Below are 15,958 nucleotides of genomic sequence, written 5' to 3' on the forward strand. Positions count from 1 at the left end.
TCGGTAACCTCACTGGCCTCAAGCGCGCCATCGACTCCGGCGCCCATGGGGCGTGGTTTCTGCTGGCCGCCGATGAAGCCTTTGCCAAGGCCAATATCGGCCGCTCCATCGACGACTCGTTGATCGAGTTGGAAAAGATGCGCGAGCTGGCGGCGACTGCGGATATTCGTCTGGGCACGTACCTGATTGCCGTTTTTGGCGGGCCGATCGGTTTGCCGCGTGGTCCGGCGCAGGTTCAGTCCCTGGTCAGCCGGCTGACGGCCATGGGCATCGATGAGTGGATTCTCGCCGACTCCTGTGGCTACGCGGCGCCGCCGCAAATTCGCCATATGCTCGAGTTCGCGGCCAGCCACACCGCCATGCACAAACTGCGCGTGCAGGTGCACGACAGTCGAGGCATGGGGCTGGCCAATATCGCTGAACAGATCGCCGTGGGTTCATTCAATATCGATACCTCACTGGCCGGCTCTGGCGGCCATCCGGCGGCACCGGGTGCGGCGGTAGGCGGGACGTGCAGCGAAGACGTGGTGCAGATGCTCGACCTCATGGGCGTGAAGTCCGGGGTTGATCTGAGCAGTCTGATCGATACCGCCAACTGGCTGAACGGTGTGCTGGGTGGCAAGGAGAAAGGTTTTACCCGCAAGGCCGGCAAAGTGCCGGGCAGCGCCGAAGAGCTGGAGGCCTTTCGCGCGGCACAAAGCGAGTTCCGCTGGGCGGCGGCCGACAGGCACGGCCGGTAAGACGACCCCGCGTTATCTACTATCAGAAACAAGCGTTGCGTGCGGCTGCCTGGTGTACCGGGCAGTTGGAAACACACTAATAAAAACTACGGTAAAACAGCATGAATCGACACGACTTGCAGGACCTGGGTGGCGGCACCATGGGCGGCCTGATCGCCGCGCGGGCCGGGTGCGCTCCGGATAATGTCGCTTTGGTTTTCGAAGGCGAGGAAACCACCTACGGCCAACTTGACCAACGTGTTAACGCTGCCGGCGCCGGCCTGATGGGGCTGGGGGTGAAGAAGGGTGATGTGCTGGGCATCTTTATGACCAACCGCCCCGAGTACCTGTACGCGTGCTACGGCGCTTCCCGTGCCGGCACGGTGCAGGTGCCGGTCAACACCGCTTACAAGGGCCCGTTTCTCAAGTACACCTTGGAGCATTCGGCGGCCAGCATTCTGATAACCGAAGCGCGCCTGGGCGAGCTGCTGCTGACCATGGGCGAGTTGCCGCCCACGCTGCGCACCCTGGTGTATGTCGATGGCGTGCCGGCCAAGGTGCCGGCGGGCGACATCCAGGTGCTGTCGTGGGACGAGCTGCTGGCGCGCGGCAGCGCGCAGGCGCCATTCCCCGAATTGCTGCCCAGCGACCCCTGTGCCATCGGCTTCACCTCCGGCACCACAGGCAAAAGCAAAGGGGTGGTCGCTCCGCACCTGCAGGGCGTGGTGATGGCCCGGGAAACCGCTCAGGCCTTCGAACTCACCTGCCGTGACCGCCTGTACACCTGCTTGCCGCTGTTCCATGGCATGGCCCAAGTCACCACCTGCGCGGCGGCCATCTATGCCGGCGCGGCGATCATCCTGTCGCCCCGCTTCAGCGTGTCGAACCTGTGGGACGAAGTCCGCCAGGCCGGTGCCACCCAGTTCAATGCCCTGGGCTCGATGCTGCATATGCTGCTTTCGGCGCCGCGCTCGGCGCTGGACCGCCAGCACAACGTCACCCGCGTGTTCGCTGCTCCGGCGCCGGCCGATGTGCTGTACCGCTTCGAGTCGCGCTTCAATGTGCATGTGCTCGAAGGGTATGGCCAGACCGAGATCAAGAACGTCATCTACAACCCTCTGCGCGGACGCAAGATCGGCTCGATGGGCAAACCCACGGCCTCGTCGATCATGGAGATTCATGACGGCAACGGCCGCGCGCTGCCGCCCGGTGAAATTGGCGAGATCGTCTACCGCCCACGCATGGCCAACATCATGCTCAAGGAGTACTTGGGCAACCCTCAGGCCACGCTGGATAGCATGCGAGATTTGTGGTGGCACACCGGCGACCTGGGCTCGATGGATGAGGACGGTTTCTTCTACTTCCACGACCGCAAATCCGATGCCTTGCGCCGGCGCGGGGAAAATATCTCCTCCCAGGAACTGGAGGCGGCGGTGGCCACCTTCCCCGGCATTCATGAGGCGGCGGCGGTGGCGGTGCGGTCAGACATCGGCGAGAGCGAGGTGCTGGTGGTGTTTGAAAGCACCGCCGGTGAAAGCTTCGATTTCCACGCCCTGTTTCAGCACTGCGTGCAGCACCTGCCGCGCTTTATGGTGCCGCGCTACTACCGCTGCCTGACCCCCATGCCGCGCACGCCAACCGGCAAGGTGCGCAAGGTGGCCCTGCGTGAAGAGGGCCTGACGAGCGATACCTGGGACCACGTGGCCCAAGGCCTGGACGTGCCGCGCTAAGCGGCGGCCGATAGCTCTGTAATCCGCGACGCTGCCCGGCGGTGCTTTACCACCGCCGTGGCCCCGTTCGCCCTCGAAACCCTGCATGCGAGGCAGCCACCATGACTATTTCCACCGCGCCTTTCGACGCCCGACAGTTGCGCGATGTGTTCGGTACTTTTGTGACCGGCGTGACGGTGGTCACTACCCGCGACGCCGCGGGCGTGGCCCAAGGCGTGACCGCCAACTCGTTCAACACCGTGTCGTTGGAGCCACCGTTGGTGCTGTGGAGCCAGGCACTGACGGCCAAGAGCTTCGCTCCCTTTCGCGATAGCCCGCGTTTTACCGTGAATATCCTGGCTGATGACCAGATCGGTATTTCCAACAACTTCGCCAGGTCCCGCGAAGACAAATTCGAGGGCATCCCCCACCACAACGGCCTGGGTAATGTGCCGATTCTCGACGGTGTAGCGGCCTACCTGGAATGCGTGCAGGTGGCGGCCTATCCGAGCGGCGATCATATGCTCTACATCGGCCGTGTCGAGCGCATGGCGCAGGGCAATCGCCGCCCGCTGGCCTTCAGCGCCGGGCGGTATATGGTCGCTCATTCGTGCGACCTGGAAGCCAGCTACTACCAGGCCAACGCGCTAGAGCCGGTGCCGCTGTCTGCCATCCGCCGTGTCAGCGCGGCCTTGCCGGCTGTGGCTGAGCAATTGGGTGGGCATACCCTGTGCCTGTCGGTGTGGGGAAACCATGGCCCCACTGCGGTGCATTGGGAACCGTCCAGCCAACCGGTCAGCGACCAGTTGTTCAGTGGTCTGGTGATGCCCGTTACCCGCTCCGCCACGGGGCTCGCCTTCGCCGCCTTTTTGCCCGAAGCCGTGACCCAGGCGTTTATCGAGGAGGACCTGCGCCAATCCAGTGTGCCGGGTGAGGACCTGGCCAGCCGCCGTCAGCGCTTTACCGAGGCGCTGGCCGAGGTGCGCGAGCAAGGCCTGGCGCGGATGGTCGGCACCACACCGTCGCTGTTGCACAAGGTGCCGGTGCACACCTTCAGCGCGCCGATTGTGGCACCTGACGGCGGCATGCTCATGGCCTTGACTCTGGCTGCCAGCGCTACCCGGCTGGACGCCGACTGGCACGGCCAACTTCCCGGTGCTTTGCTGGCCGCGGCTGACACGTTGTCCGCACAACTGCAAGCCTGACGTGATCGCGCAACCACCCAAAAAGGGCCATGACCATGAGCACTGGATACCAAGCGCCGAACGCCTGGCGCATTCTCTTTCTGCTGTTTGTCGCCAATCTGTTCAATTATTTCGACCGTACCATCCCGGCCATCATCGTCGAGCCGCTGCGCCTGGAGTGGCAGCTCAGCGACCTGCAACTGGGTCTGGCGGGTACGGCCTTCACCGTAGTCTATGCCTTGGCGGGCGTGCCCTTGGGGCGCATGGCTGACAATGGTTCACGGCGCCGCATCATGGGCTGGGGCCTGGCCACCTGGAGCGCGCTGACGGCAGCGACTGGCCTAGCCAATGGCTTCTGGGCCTTTCTGCTGGTTCGCATGGGGGTAGGCGTTGGCGAAGCCAGCTACGCGCCGGCGGCCAGCTCACTGATTGGCGATCTGTTCCCTAGCCGGAAGCGGGGCCGAGCCATGGGGTTGTTCATGCTCGGCCTGCCGTTGGGGCTTTTATTGGCCTATTTCACGGTGGGCGCGATGGTCAAAGCATTCGACAGCTGGCGCGCGCCGTTCTTTATCGCGGCGCTGCCTGGTTTACTGTTGGCGGTGTGTCTGTTCTTCATTCGTGAGCCGGCGCGTGGCGCGGCGGACAATCTGCAGGAGGCTGGCGAGCCGGTGGTCAAGCCGCTGCGCACCATTCTGGCGATTGCGACCTTTCGCTGGCTGGTACTGGCGGGGCTGGCGTTCAACTTTGCCACCTATGCCTGCACGGCGTTTATGGTGCCGCTGCTGCAGCGTTACTTCGGTTTGCCGCTGGAACGCGCGGCGATAGCCACCGGCGTGATCGTCGGGGTCACCGGCCTGTTGGGGCTGACCGCGGGCGGCGTTCTAGCCGATCGCATTCATCAGCGCTGGGCCCGAGGGCGGCTACTGTTTTCCGCGTTGAGCATGCTGCTGGCGGCGGTGGGAAGTGGTGCAGCGCTGCTGAGCGGGCGCATCGAGGCGGGGCTGTTTATCGCGTTGTTCGCGGCGGGCTGGTTGTTCTCCTATAGCTTTTTCACCTGCGCGTTCACCGCCGTACAGGACGTGGTGCAGCCGCGCCTGCGAGCCACCGCCATGGCGCTGTTCTTTGCCGCACTGTACCTGCTGGGCGGCGGCCTGGGACCGGTGGCTGTGGGCTGGCTGTCTGACCACTACGCCCAGGCCGCCATGTTGGCAGCCGGCGCCAATAAAATGAACGAACTGTTCAAGGCCGAGGGCCTGCACACCGCCATGCTGCTGATCCCCGCGGCCCTGCTGGTGACCATGGCCGCCCTGGCGCGCGCCGCCTGGCACTTTGTTGCCGATGCCGCCGCCATGCGCGGCGAAACACCGACTGCCGATTTATCGACCTTACCGAGAAAAACCGCATGAGCGACTTCGAACGCGAGTTACGTTTTCATCTCTATGAACTGCTCGGCACGCAAGCGCTGCTGCAGCGCCCGCGCTATGCCGAACACGACCGCGCGCTGCATTCGATGCCGCCGAGGCGCAGTTTGGTGTGGTCGATGTGGCGCTGAACAACGCCGGTATCGGCAACGGCCAGCGCGCCCTGGACATCAGCGAAGAAGACTGGCGCGCGATGCTGGCCACCAACCTCGACGGCGTGTGGCGCACGGCACAGTGCGCGGCGCAACGGCTGGTCAAGGCGGGCAAGGGTGGCAGCATCAACATTGCCTCCATTCTCGGTCTACGCGTAGGCAGTGGTTACAGCCATCACAGCGCAGCCAAGGCCGGGGTGGTGCAGCTTACCCAGTCGTTGGCGCTGGACTTGGCGCGTTACGGCGTGCGGGTCAATGCCATTGCGCCGGGCTACTTCAAGACGGAAATGAATGACGCCTATTTCAATGGTGAAAAGGGGCAGGCCTATATTCGCAGCGCTGTGCCGATGGGGCGGTTGGGAAATTTGGAAGAGCTGGAAGGGCCGTTTTTGTTGTTGGCCAGTGAGGCAGGAAGCTTTAAGACTGGCTCCACAATGGCCGTGGATGGCGGGCACTTGGTGAGCAGCTTGTAGCGCGGTTCCTAGATCGTGGCATGTCCGCTTTTGGCCGGAAGCGGCCCGTCGTGACCGGCAGCAAACGGCCACTAGCTGCCTGTCATGATCTTAGGAGAACGTTCTGTTTCGGACATGGGATCGTCCTGCACGGACGACACCTCATCCTTTCTCGAAACGAGTTCTCAAGGCCGTCCTATTTTTCCACCTTGGACTCAACCTGTACTTCTGCAGGCATTTGGTAAAGACGAATAGGACCACTTAGCCCCTCTGGCACTAACGCATCTGCCCGGCTTTTAAAATGCGCGAGCCTCTTGTCCCCTCCCAGCGCTCGACCGATCAGTGCGTTGCGAAGCGTGGGCTGGTAGTCGATCTCCAGAGTGTTCTGGCCATCTACCAGCAGAGCCGTTACGTCTACGCGCCACGGCGGCAGGCTGGCACGTCCCGCTTCCTGGCCATTGACTCTGACCACTGCACTTCCTGGTACAGGCCCTAGATCAAGCACGTAGCGTGCTCCCTGCGCTGGCTCTGCGAGTGTGTATTGCGTGCGGTAAATGCCAGGGCCTGGTTGATACTTGAGGTCGTCGTTGAGTCGCCAGTCGAAAAGCCCGTTGCGGGTCGGTTTACCGTCCACGGTCAGCGACCAATCGCTCAAGAGCATCTCTTTCGCACGTGATGGCCCAGCAGCTTTGGGTGAAGAGTTGCCGAGGGACTCAGGAGGTGCTTGTCCACTGACCAGAAAACGCGACTCATAAGGCTGCAGTTGCAGCGTGAGTGACTGGTCCGTGTTGATGGAAGCCGACGTTTCAGTTCCGCTCAAGGCGTCAAACCACCACAGTGCTTGAGGTTGGGTATTGGCCACGCGTAGTTGAACCGTTTGCGGCGCGTCGGTGGGGTTGGCGAAGAAATGGATATGGGTTGAGTCGCTCATCGTGCGGCTGTTGTGCAGGATCGGCGAGGGAACTGTGTATGCCAGTGGCGATTCGTGGTGTCGGAGCAGGTCTGCGACAAACTGGGCAGGCGCGTCGGCCCCCAATGGCAACTCGTTGGCGATAGCTTTCACCGTGGCATCACCTTCCGCGGCGTTGAAAAAACCGGGTTGATGGCTGGGGGCTTTGCCGTAAATCGCTACCGGTGTGTGTTGTCGCATCAACGTTCTGGCGGCCATTAAGTCCTCGGGCGCAACCGCATCCGCTTCGGCGAAAACAAGGGTGGTATAGGTGGCACCGCCTAGCATTTGCCCGGCCGGTTTCAGGCGCGTGCGCAAGGCATCACCATTGAACCAGCCCCAGGTCAGCCCCCTGCGTTCCAATTCATCCAGTAATGGCCGAACTTTGCGCAGCCAGGCGATACGTTCGTCATCGGTTTCATCCGATTGAGGTGACGCGTTTTTGCCGGCGGGATCGCTCAGGGCAAAGGCGCCATTGAACATCGGAATCGCCGATTCACTCGCGCCATAGCCACGGCCGCGATAACCAAAGAACGGGTAGTACACCAATACGTCGTAGTGGGGGCGGCCCTGGCGCAGCAGGTTCTGTGCACGCGCAAGGTAGCTGTTCAGTTGCGGGAGGTCGTTCCAGATCGGCACGCGGGGCGAGTAGTTGCCGGAAAATACATATTGCGGTGATTCGGCACTGGACCAAGGGTCCCAGCTGGGCGTGCCAAAGGCGTCGGGCTTGCCGTAGGGTTTCCAGTCGTAGGGAAAGCCGTGATAGATGATGTGGTTGATGCCCGAGGCAAGCAGGTTGTCGGCATACACCTTCAGCTTCGAGGCATTGACCGAATAGTCCTGGCCGGGCCAGACGAAGGATTCGGAACTGACTAGGTTTCTGCCGTAGAGGGCCGCAGCGGAGGCAGTGATGCGATAGAACTCACGGGTGCCACCGGCGTACAGCTGCTCGGTTTCGGGAATGTCGTTGGCGCCCTGGGCGCGGATGATGTCGATATCCAGGCCGTAGCTTTGCTGTCGCGATTGCAGCCCGCGTTCCTCTGCCCATTGGGCGGAGGTCTGGCCGAAGCGTTCGATCACCAGGTCGGACAGCGTGTGTTGCCAGTCATAACGGATGCGCGCATCGAGATCGGTAATACGGTATTCGGGGGCGACCTTGGGCAGCATCTCGGTCAGGTGCCAGTTGTCCGCTCCTTTCACATACACGCTGGGCAGGTAGCGCCGCAGGTCGTAGCCACGCCGACGTTGGAATTCCTCGAGAAAATCGGCGGACACCATGCGGTCGGTTTTGTATTCGTAGCTGTCGTTGAAGATGGCGCGCAGGGTGTTGCCGTAGAAGGGCGCGAGGCCCGCGCGTTGGCCGAAGGCGTAGTTGTAATGGGCACGTACGCCATCGCTGCGCAGCAAGTCGAGCACATAGCCGGGTGGGTCGCTGGCGATCAGGGATGGGTGTTCGCCCGCGGGAAGCATCCATGAGGCCACGATGATCCAGTCGCCGTCGGGCACGTCCCAACTCAGGCGGCCGTCACGCACCTGGGCGTCCAGTACCTGCACGGTGGCAGGGTCCAGCTGCAGGCTGTTGCGGATCGAGATCAGGCTGTGGCTGCCGCCCACCGGGCGCGCGGCGATCACGCTGAGCAGCTGCACGCTGGCCGCATCGAAGTCGGCGAAGTCGCCCATTTTCAGGTACAGGCTGGCCAGCGACAGAGCGTAGGCGTTGAAGCTGGGTCTGGGCCGCGGAATGTCGAGGCTGATGTGCTGGCCGCCGCTCACCTGCAATTCGCTCCAGGCCAGGCTTTGGATACCGTCCTGGGCGGTGACCAAACGGCTGCCGCCGGGCCAGCCGCTGTAGTGGGTCAGGTCAATCTGCATACCCAGGCTTTGGGCGTCTTTCAGCATGCCGCGCAGCAAGTCGAAGTAGCGTGGGGTGTCGAACGCGTTCACTCGCGCACGCAGCTCCGGGTCGTTAGCCAACAGCTCACGCATACCCATGGTGAAGGGTTGAACCTCGGCGCCGGCAAAGCCTGCCGCTTTCATTTGCTGAAGTTCATTGCGCAGCTCAACGGCATCCACATCGCCACCCGGCCACCACCAGCGAATCCACGGTTGGGCCGAAATGGGCGGGTGGTTCAGGGTGTTCCAGCTGAACGCCGCAGCCGCCGGCTCGCTGGGTTTGGCAGGCGCAGGTTCGTTGGCGTAAGTGGCCAGGGCCTGGTCGGGCTGGTAGGTCGAGGGCTGCAATAGCGACACCACCTCGCGCCACACCCAGAGACCGGTGGCGGCGGCCAGCAGCATCACTAGCAAGGTTCCAATCAACAGCACGCGGGCAATACGAGAACGGGGCATGGCAACGGTAGTCCTTCTTGCGAACACGACGGTGCAAACGGCGCTGTGCAGCACAGCCGTCGCGGGCAACGTAAAACCAGTAAACGGGGCAGGGTTGCGCTGAGTCAGCGCACCACTTTCATTCGTATAAATGCGGCAATTTCAATGACCGACGCCTTGGCTTCCGGGACGAAGTTGTGGAACAGCTGCCACACGTGCCAGGCGCCGGGCCAGACTTTCAGCTCGACGTACACGCCCGCTTGCACAGCCTTGCTGGCGAAGTTTTCCGAGTCGCTGAGCAGCGCTTCATGGGAACCAACATGAATCAGAATGTCCGGCAGCCCATAGGGGTTGGAGAACAGCGGCGAGATTTCCGGGTTGTTGGTGGCGGCGCCGTTGGCATATCGCGCAGCGGAGTCACGCAGGTAGCCGGTGTCTTTGAAAAACGGGTCTACGCTGCGCAGCGCTTCGATGCTGGTGCCGGAAAGGGTGAGATCGGTCCAGGGCGATAAACAGGCAATACCGGCGGGTAGGGCTTGCAGGTTGTTGCGAAGACGCAGGGCACTGGCCAGGGCCAGGCCGCCGCCCGCTGAGTCGCCAACAATGACGATTTTTTCAGCGCGCACCTTCAAGGCAGTTTGCAGCCACTGGAAGGCGAGCAGGGCGTCTTCCACGGCAGCAGGGTAGGGATGCTCGGGGGCCAGACGATAGTTCAGGTGCAGCGCCCGCACCCGACTGTGCGCGGCGATATAAGAGACCAGCGCGCGGTGAGTTTCCAGCGAGCCCGCGGTGTACGCGCCGCCATGCAGAAACAGCACGGCACAATCGCCTTCGGCGTTGGGCGGGGTGACCAGTTCGGCGTTCAGGCCTTGAACGGAAACGGGTGTAAAGGTGACGCCGGGGGCCGGTTTGAAAATCCGCGTGCTGCGTTCCATACCCGAGCGGCGCTCGTCGAGGGGAATCGCGTTTCTATTGCGGAACAGCAGGTGCAGCAGGGTGCGGAAAAACAGACCTCGAATGCTCATCGAGCATGTCCTTTTTTATTATCAACTCCTGAACAACAGCTGAATCACCGTATCGGCGTGGGACTCAATTGCTGCCGGTTGCATGGAGTCAAGGTTATGGGTCGACTTCATCTCTGCCGCAAGCATGTAAGGGATCTGCGACATGGACGTGATCATGTAGAGAATCGTGATCGGGTTGGCGTGGCCCAGTCCGAGCCTGGCACTGATGACCTTGATGATCTCAAGCGTCTGCAAGTGCGCAGGACGGATATAGGCTTCGGCTACCCACATCAAACGTTCGGAACTGCTGATGGACTCCTGAATAAAAAACCGTGCGTGCTCGGGGTAACGGGCGCAATAACGCACGTAGTTGCGGATGTACGCCTTTATTTCTGCCAGATCCTCCGACAGGTTTTCCACGCTGGGCCGCGGTACTTCCCTGGCCAGGCGTTCCATCAGAAAGATGGCGCTCTCTCTCCACAGGTTCTCTTTGTCGCCAAAGTAATACCTGATCATCGCGTGGTTCACCCCCGCCTCATCGGCGATATCGCGCAATGCGACGCCGGCAAAACCGTGGATTGCGAACTGTTTTAACGCGATTTCCAGCAGCTGCGTTTTCGTTTGCTCGCTGCGTTCCTGCTTGGTGATTTTTGTGGTCGCCATGTTCATCGATCAATGAGTCGCCATCGGTAGTTGGGCGTTGTACGCCTCGTGTCGAGCATTGACAACACGTGCAAACCATGTAAAAACTCTCCAAATGGATACTATCCATGCGGATAACTTTTCGCAAGCGCGCAGGACCTGACCAGTCAGCAAGCGCCGAATTTCACAGGGGGAGAAGGGCACACGTAACGAAGCAGGGCGGAGTTAGTTCGGACCACACAAAAATAAGATGGCAAAGGACGAGAGATGAACAACAAATACAAAAAAACAGTCGCACCCGGATTGGTTGGGCTTCAGACATTGGTGGGGATTTCCGCCATCGCGGCATCGATCAACGCCCACGCATTCACCTTCAACGCAGGCGAGGTGACGGGTTCGCTGGACACCACCCTGTCCTACGGCCAGCTCTGGCGCGTGCAGGCGCAAGACAAGAGCAACGACGACATCAACGAAAACGACGGCAACCGTTCGTTCGATACGGGGCTGGTGTCCGAGGTGTTCAAAGTCACCAGTGAGCTGCAGGCCAACTACCAGAACTACGGTCTGTTCATGCGCGGCTCGGCGTTCTATGACACCCAGATCATGGACAAGCGCAACGACTACGACAGCAACAACACCCCGACCCAGCCCAGCCAGAATTACCCCGACAACAGCAGCTTCAGCTACGACACCCGCCACGCCGCCGGCCGCGATGCCACGCTGTTGGACGCCTATATTTTCGGCAACTGGGATATCGGTAGCCGGCCACTCACTGCGCGCCTGGGACGGCAAGTATTCAACTGGGGCGAAGGCCTGTTTTATCGCGGCGGGGTGAACACCTCCAACCCGGTCGATGCCACCAAGTACCGGCTGCCAGGTTCGGAAATCAAGGAAATCCTCATCCCGCTGGAAGCGTTCAGTTTCAGCCTCGGCCTCACCGACAACCTGTCGATGGAAGCCTATTACCAGTGGAACTGGCGCGAGACGGCGGTGGATCCGGTGGGCACCTATTTCTCGCAAACCGACCTGTTCGCCGAGGGCGGCAAAACCGCCTACGGCAGCAGCGCCGCGTTGGCGCAGGTGATGCCCTTCTACGGCACCGCGACGGCGCTGGGCCTGGTGGGCAATGGGCCGTTCGGGGCGAACCCCTATCTCGACCCCAGCACCGGCACCCTCAAGGTGGCGAACGTGGGCAGCGATATTAACGCGCGCGATGACGGCCAGTTCGGCGTTGCGTTTCGCTATGTGGCAGAGTCGCTCAACGACACCGAATTCGGCTTCTACTTCGTCAACTACCACGCCACTGAACCGCAGCTGGCCGTCGACTTCGGCAGCTATCAAGGTGTGAACTACAGCAATCCGTTCTGGGCGGCGTTCCCGGCAGCAGCCCGCCCGGCGCTGGCCAGCATCGATGCGGCAGGCAACGCCATCGCCCGTCGTGAATACCCCGAAGATATCCGCATGTACGGCCTGAGCTTCAGCACGGTGCTGGGCGATGCTTCGGTGTTCGGTGAAGTGGCGTACCGGCCGAATCTGCCGGTGGCCATCGCCAGCTCCGACCAGGTGGTGACGGACATCATCACCCAAGGCGCCACCGGCATCAGCCAGTTGGCCAATGGCGGCGTCAGTGCCAGTTCGGCCTGTGCGCTCGTTGCGGGGCAGAACCTGTGTCGCGACAACGTGCTGCACAACTACCAGCGCGTCGAGGCATTCAACACATCGCTGGGCACCATCTACAACTTCGGCCCGGCGCTCAGCTTCGACTCGTTGATCGGTGTGGCAGAAATTGCCTCCGAGCATATTCGTGGCAGCAGCCTGACCTACACCGGTTGGGACGGCAGCAAGCGCGAGTTCGTCGGCAGCGGACGCAACACCTTTATGGATCGTGATGCCTACGGCTACACGGTGACCGTCGGCGGCACCTGGAACAACGTGTTCGCCGGGGTAAACCTGTCGCCGTTCGTGGTGTTCAAGGATGACTTCCAAGGCACCTCCAACCAGACCGGGCGCTTTAACGAAGGCGCCAAGGCCCACACCCTCGGCCTTAAAGCCAGCTACCTGAACAGCCTGCAGGGTGAAATTCAGTACACCTCGTTCTACGGCGCCGGTGACAGCAACCGTGGTCGCGACCGCGACAACATCGGCCTGAACGTGAAGTACTCCTTCTAAAAAAGCCCCAGACGGCTCGCAGCACCTGACGAAATCGGTGGAGATTTTCAATGCTTACTAAACAGGCAGTACTTGGCACGCTGGCAGCTTTCAGCCTGGCCGCATTCAGTGTTCACGCAGCAGTACCCAGCTCCGAAGTCGCCAAGCTTGGCACCACGCTGACGCCGCTCGGCGCCGAGAAAGCGGGCAACGCCGCGGGCACGATTCCCCCTTGGGAAGGCGGTATCACGGCTGCCCCTGCCGGCTACAAAGGTTCCGGCCAGCACCATATCGATCCGTTCCCGAACGACAAGCCGTTGTTCGTGATCGACAAGTCCAATGTCGAGCAATACAAAGCCCACCTGACCGCTGGCCAGGTGGCGATGCTCAACAGCTATCCGACCACGTTCACGATTCCGGTGTACACCAGCCGCCGCAGTGGCTCGGCACCGGATTGGGTGTACAAAAACACGGCAGCCAATGCCGCGACCGCCAAGCTGGTGGAGTCCGGCAACGGCTTCGAAGATGCATACGCCGGCATCCCGTTCCCCATCCCGCAGAACGGCCTGGAGGCCATCTGGAACCATATCGCCCGCTACCGTGGCGAGTACATCCAGCGCAACGCGGCCGGTGCACTGGTGCAGAAGAATGGAAGCTACGCGCTGGTGAAAACCAAGCAGGAAGCCAAGTTCAAGTTCTACGACCGCAAGGCCTCGTACAAAGACCTGAACAACATCATGTTCTTCTACAGCACCGAAACCATTTCGCCCGCGCGCTTTGCCGGCGAAGCCTCTATCGTCCATGAAACCCTGAACCAGGTAGCCGAGCCGCGCAAAGCCTGGGGCTATAGCCCAGGCCAGCGTCGGGTGCGCCGCGCACCAACCCTGAGCTACGACACCACCACCAGTGGTTCGGAAGGTATCGAAACGGTCGACAGTGTGGACATGTACAACGGCTCGCCCGACCGCTACGACTGGAAGCTGCTGGGCAAGAAAGAGATCTACATTCCGTACAACAACTACGCCCTGACCGCCCAGGGTGTTAAGTACGACGACCTCTTGCAACCAGGCCATATCAACCCGAACCTCACGCGCTACGAGCTGCACCGCGTGTGGGTGGTTGAAGCCACGCTCAAAGCCAGCAATCGTCATATCTACGGCAAACGTACGATGTACCTCGATGAGGACAGCTGGCAGGCGGTAGAAATCGATAACTACGATGGCAAAGGCGAGCTGTGGAATATAGCCGTGGCCTACACCAAGAACTTCTACGACCTGCCGGCAGTGTGGTCGGGCATCGAGGCCTACTACGACATCCAGTCGCGTCGCTACTTCGTCACCAACCTGGACAGTGAAGAAGCCGAAACCGCCAACTTCTCCAAGCCGGTGCCGGAAGACAGCTACTTCGATCCCTCCAGCCTGCGGCGCAAAGGCGTTCGCTAACCAACCCGGCGGGGTAGGTAGCCGCGGCTGCCTATCCCGACTCTGACAGTGAGTGACTGCGATGTTCTCTGTGGTACGCGAAGAGTTTCAGGCAAGCCATTGGTACGTGGCCACGGGGTTGGCCGGCTACTGCTGGGAACCGGTGGAGCCAGTGGCGATGGTGTTGCTGCAGCATGGCTATGGCGAATATGCCTGCCGTTATTACCACCAGCACAGCCGGCTTATTCAACGGCTGTTGGAGCTGAACATAGCGGTGTACGCATTCGATATGCACGGTCACGGCGGCTCCACCGGCAAGCCTGGCAATACCGATATCCGCAAGGCCGTCAGCGAACACCTGATCGCCCGCGAGCTGTTGGCCAAGAAACGTTTGCCGCTGTACCTGATCGGTCATTCGTTGGGCGGGTTGGTGACGGCGGGCAGCGTGGCTCGCGACCCTGAGGGCGTGGAAGGCGTGGTGCTGCTTAGCCCCGCCATCGTCAAACCGGCCACCTTTGTCAGTGATGCCATCCTGGTGGCGTTGTCGCGGGTGCTGAATCCATTCCCCGTCGCGCCCTTGAACAAACCCGAAGGCCTGAGCAGAAACCCGGCCCAGGTTGAGCGGTTTCTCGCAGACCCCCATTGCTACGTAAAAGCCGTGCACGGGTTGCTCGGGCTTACTGCGGTGTCCGTGTCCAACAGCTGTTGGCGAGCGGCCAGCCGTTGGGACACGTCGGTGTTGCTCCTGCACGGTACCGATGACCAGTACACGTCCTGCCAAACCGCCTCTGCGCTATTTGAAAAGCTGGCGGTACAGGACAAGGAGCTAGCGGTGTACGAGGGGTTCAGGCACGAATTACTCAATGACGATGCCGACCTTCAAGTGACCGACAAACTCATCGGCTGGGTACTCAATCGCCTGTCCGCCAGGCTGATTGATAACGCCCTCGAGCGCACTTATTCAACGCGTTAATCCACGTACTTCACACACGCGAAATCATCATTTCGCTGGGGTTGCCATGCCTGCAGATCCTGCTTTACCCGCCAATACTGCTTTAGCGACGAGCGCCGAGCTTGCCCTAAAGCCTGTGGGCAAGGTGTTCATGCTTGCCTACTTTTGCGCCTTTGTATGTTTGTGGGCCACGTCGCTGCCACCCACCTTTATCAGTTTGGCCCTGAAGACCCAGGCCCTGGTCGGCGTGCAACGTTCCACCGATGTGCTGGGCGTGGTGCTGGCCTGCGGCGCACTGGTTGCGATGTGCGCCGGTCCTGTTATCGGCAAGTTGAGTGACGCCACCACGCTGGTATTGGGGCGCCGCAGACCGTGGATGATCGCCGGCGTTTTTATCTCACTCGCGGCCGCTTTTATCTGTGGCACGGCGCAGAGCGTGGCGGTGCTGGTCGCCGGCTATTGCCTGTTTCAGCTCGGGCTCAACGCCGTAGTGGCGGGGTTGTGTGCGGTGTTGCTGGACCGCATTCCCGTCGAGCAACAAACCCGCATTTCCGGCCTGCTGGCCATCAGCATTCCCTGTGGCATGGTGATTGGTGCATTCCTGGTCGACTTTATTTCCCATGACTTTATCGCGGTGTTTGTCCTGCCAACCGTGCTGATGACAGTGGCGGTTCTGTATTTCTGCACCCTGTTGGACGAAGTTCAGCTGGTACGGGCAGTGCCGTTTGCAGCGCCTGACGCAACAGCTCAGCTGCCAACACGTCAGCGTGCCTGGCCCTCCGTCAACTTTGCCGTGTTGATGTCCGGTCGCTTGTTGATGGGCGCCGCCTTGTCCGTGCTGACCACCTACCAAACCTACTTTCTGGCGCAGAACCTGGAC

The 15,958-nt window shown here is 61.3% G+C and carries 12 protein-coding genes and 1 pseudogene; 10 read left to right on the forward strand and 3 right to left on the reverse strand.

Features of this window, described 5'->3' with window-relative positions; all coding sequences use genetic code 11:
* The 6 genes and pseudogenes from AAAB16_RS05640 to AAAB16_RS05665 all read left to right on the forward strand — a co-directional run.
* Window positions 1-740, forward strand: a 740-nt coding sequence (locus tag AAAB16_RS05640; RefSeq protein ID WP_340662455.1) for a pyruvate carboxyltransferase, incomplete at its 5' end; no start/stop codon positions are given.
* 101 nt (window positions 741-841) lie between these two features.
* The gene (locus AAAB16_RS05645) at window positions 842-2,449 is read left to right on the forward strand and encodes an AMP-binding protein (protein WP_340662456.1); all 1,608 of its coding nucleotides are present in this window, start codon (window positions 842-844) and stop codon (window positions 2,447-2,449) included.
* 101 nt (window positions 2,450-2,550) lie between these two features.
* Complete coding sequence (locus tag AAAB16_RS05650) at window positions 2,551-3,633, forward strand: flavin reductase (RefSeq protein WP_340662457.1); 1,083 nt, start codon at window positions 2,551-2,553, stop codon at window positions 3,631-3,633.
* A 35-nt stretch (window positions 3,634-3,668) separates the two neighbouring features.
* Window positions 3,669-5,018 (forward strand): MFS transporter, encoded by a 1,350-nt coding sequence (locus tag AAAB16_RS05655; RefSeq protein WP_340662458.1) that lies wholly within the window; start codon window positions 3,669-3,671, stop codon window positions 5,016-5,018.
* Window positions 5,015-5,164: an acyl-CoA dehydrogenase N-terminal domain-containing protein gene (locus AAAB16_RS05660; protein WP_340662459.1), complete on the forward strand. Its 150-nt coding sequence runs from the start codon at window positions 5,015-5,017 to the stop codon at window positions 5,162-5,164. Before AAAB16_RS05655 ends, AAAB16_RS05660 begins: the two co-directional genes overlap by 4 nt.
* A pseudogene (locus AAAB16_RS05665) lies at window positions 5,113-5,658 on the forward strand (SDR family NAD(P)-dependent oxidoreductase); the annotation flags it as partial. The gene AAAB16_RS05660 and the pseudogene AAAB16_RS05665, both read left to right, overlap by 52 nt.
* Before the next feature lie 175 nt (window positions 5,659-5,833).
* Here AAAB16_RS05665 and AAAB16_RS05670 read toward each other — a convergent pair.
* From AAAB16_RS05670 to AAAB16_RS05680, 3 genes are all read right to left on the reverse strand, one after another.
* Complete coding sequence (locus AAAB16_RS05670; protein WP_340662460.1) at window positions 5,834-8,932, reverse strand: glycosyl hydrolase; 3,099 nt, start codon at window positions 8,930-8,932, stop codon at window positions 5,834-5,836.
* A 104-nt stretch (window positions 8,933-9,036) separates the two neighbouring features.
* Entirely contained in the window at window positions 9,037-9,936 is a 900-nt protein-coding gene (locus AAAB16_RS05675; protein WP_340662461.1) for an alpha/beta hydrolase, read from the reverse strand.
* A gap of 21 nt (window positions 9,937-9,957) precedes the next feature.
* Window positions 9,958-10,578, reverse strand: a complete 621-nt coding sequence (locus tag AAAB16_RS05680) for a TetR/AcrR family transcriptional regulator (protein WP_340662462.1) — start codon at window positions 10,576-10,578, stop codon at window positions 9,958-9,960.
* A gap of 246 nt (window positions 10,579-10,824) precedes the next feature.
* Here AAAB16_RS05680 and AAAB16_RS05685 point away from each other — a divergent pair, with 246 nt between their 5' ends.
* From AAAB16_RS05685 to AAAB16_RS05700, 4 genes are all read left to right on the forward strand, one after another.
* Window positions 10,825-12,726, forward strand: a complete 1,902-nt coding sequence (locus AAAB16_RS05685) for a DUF1302 domain-containing protein (protein WP_340662463.1) — start codon at window positions 10,825-10,827, stop codon at window positions 12,724-12,726.
* A 50-nt stretch (window positions 12,727-12,776) separates the two neighbouring features.
* Window positions 12,777-14,147, forward strand: a complete 1,371-nt coding sequence (locus AAAB16_RS05690; protein WP_340662464.1) for a DUF1329 domain-containing protein — start codon at window positions 12,777-12,779, stop codon at window positions 14,145-14,147.
* A 61-nt stretch (window positions 14,148-14,208) separates the two neighbouring features.
* Window positions 14,209-15,099, forward strand: a complete 891-nt coding sequence (locus AAAB16_RS05695) for an alpha/beta fold hydrolase (RefSeq protein ID WP_340662465.1) — start codon at window positions 14,209-14,211, stop codon at window positions 15,097-15,099.
* 130 nt (window positions 15,100-15,229) lie between these two features.
* Window positions 15,230-15,958 (forward strand): MFS transporter (locus AAAB16_RS05700; RefSeq protein WP_340662466.1); only part of this gene is annotated, 729 nt, incomplete at its 3' end.

This window comes from Pseudomonas sp. (assembly GCF_037994325.1).
Classification (GTDB): domain Bacteria; phylum Pseudomonadota; class Gammaproteobacteria; order Pseudomonadales; family Pseudomonadaceae; genus Aquipseudomonas.

Coding starts and splice junctions, on each gene's coding strand:
- AAAB16_RS05670 (WP_340662460.1), bottom strand. CDS start 8,932: ATGCCCCGTTCTCGTATTGCCCGCGTGCTGTTGATTGGAACCTTGCTA.
- AAAB16_RS05685 (WP_340662463.1), top strand. CDS start 10,825: ATGAACAACAAATACAAAAAAACAGTCGCACCCGGATTGGTTGGGCTT.
- AAAB16_RS05695 (WP_340662465.1), top strand. CDS start 14,209: ATGTTCTCTGTGGTACGCGAAGAGTTTCAGGCAAGCCATTGGTACGTG.
- AAAB16_RS05645 (WP_340662456.1), top strand. CDS start 842: ATGAATCGACACGACTTGCAGGACCTGGGTGGCGGCACCATGGGCGGC.
- AAAB16_RS05655 (WP_340662458.1), top strand. CDS start 3,669: ATGAGCACTGGATACCAAGCGCCGAACGCCTGGCGCATTCTCTTTCTG.
- AAAB16_RS05660 (WP_340662459.1), top strand. CDS start 5,015: ATGAGCGACTTCGAACGCGAGTTACGTTTTCATCTCTATGAACTGCTC.
- AAAB16_RS05680 (WP_340662462.1), bottom strand. CDS start 10,578: ATGGCGACCACAAAAATCACCAAGCAGGAACGCAGCGAGCAAACGAAA.
- AAAB16_RS05675 (WP_340662461.1), bottom strand. CDS start 9,936: ATGAGCATTCGAGGTCTGTTTTTCCGCACCCTGCTGCACCTGCTGTTC.
- AAAB16_RS05650 (WP_340662457.1), top strand. CDS start 2,551: ATGACTATTTCCACCGCGCCTTTCGACGCCCGACAGTTGCGCGATGTG.
- AAAB16_RS05690 (WP_340662464.1), top strand. CDS start 12,777: ATGCTTACTAAACAGGCAGTACTTGGCACGCTGGCAGCTTTCAGCCTG.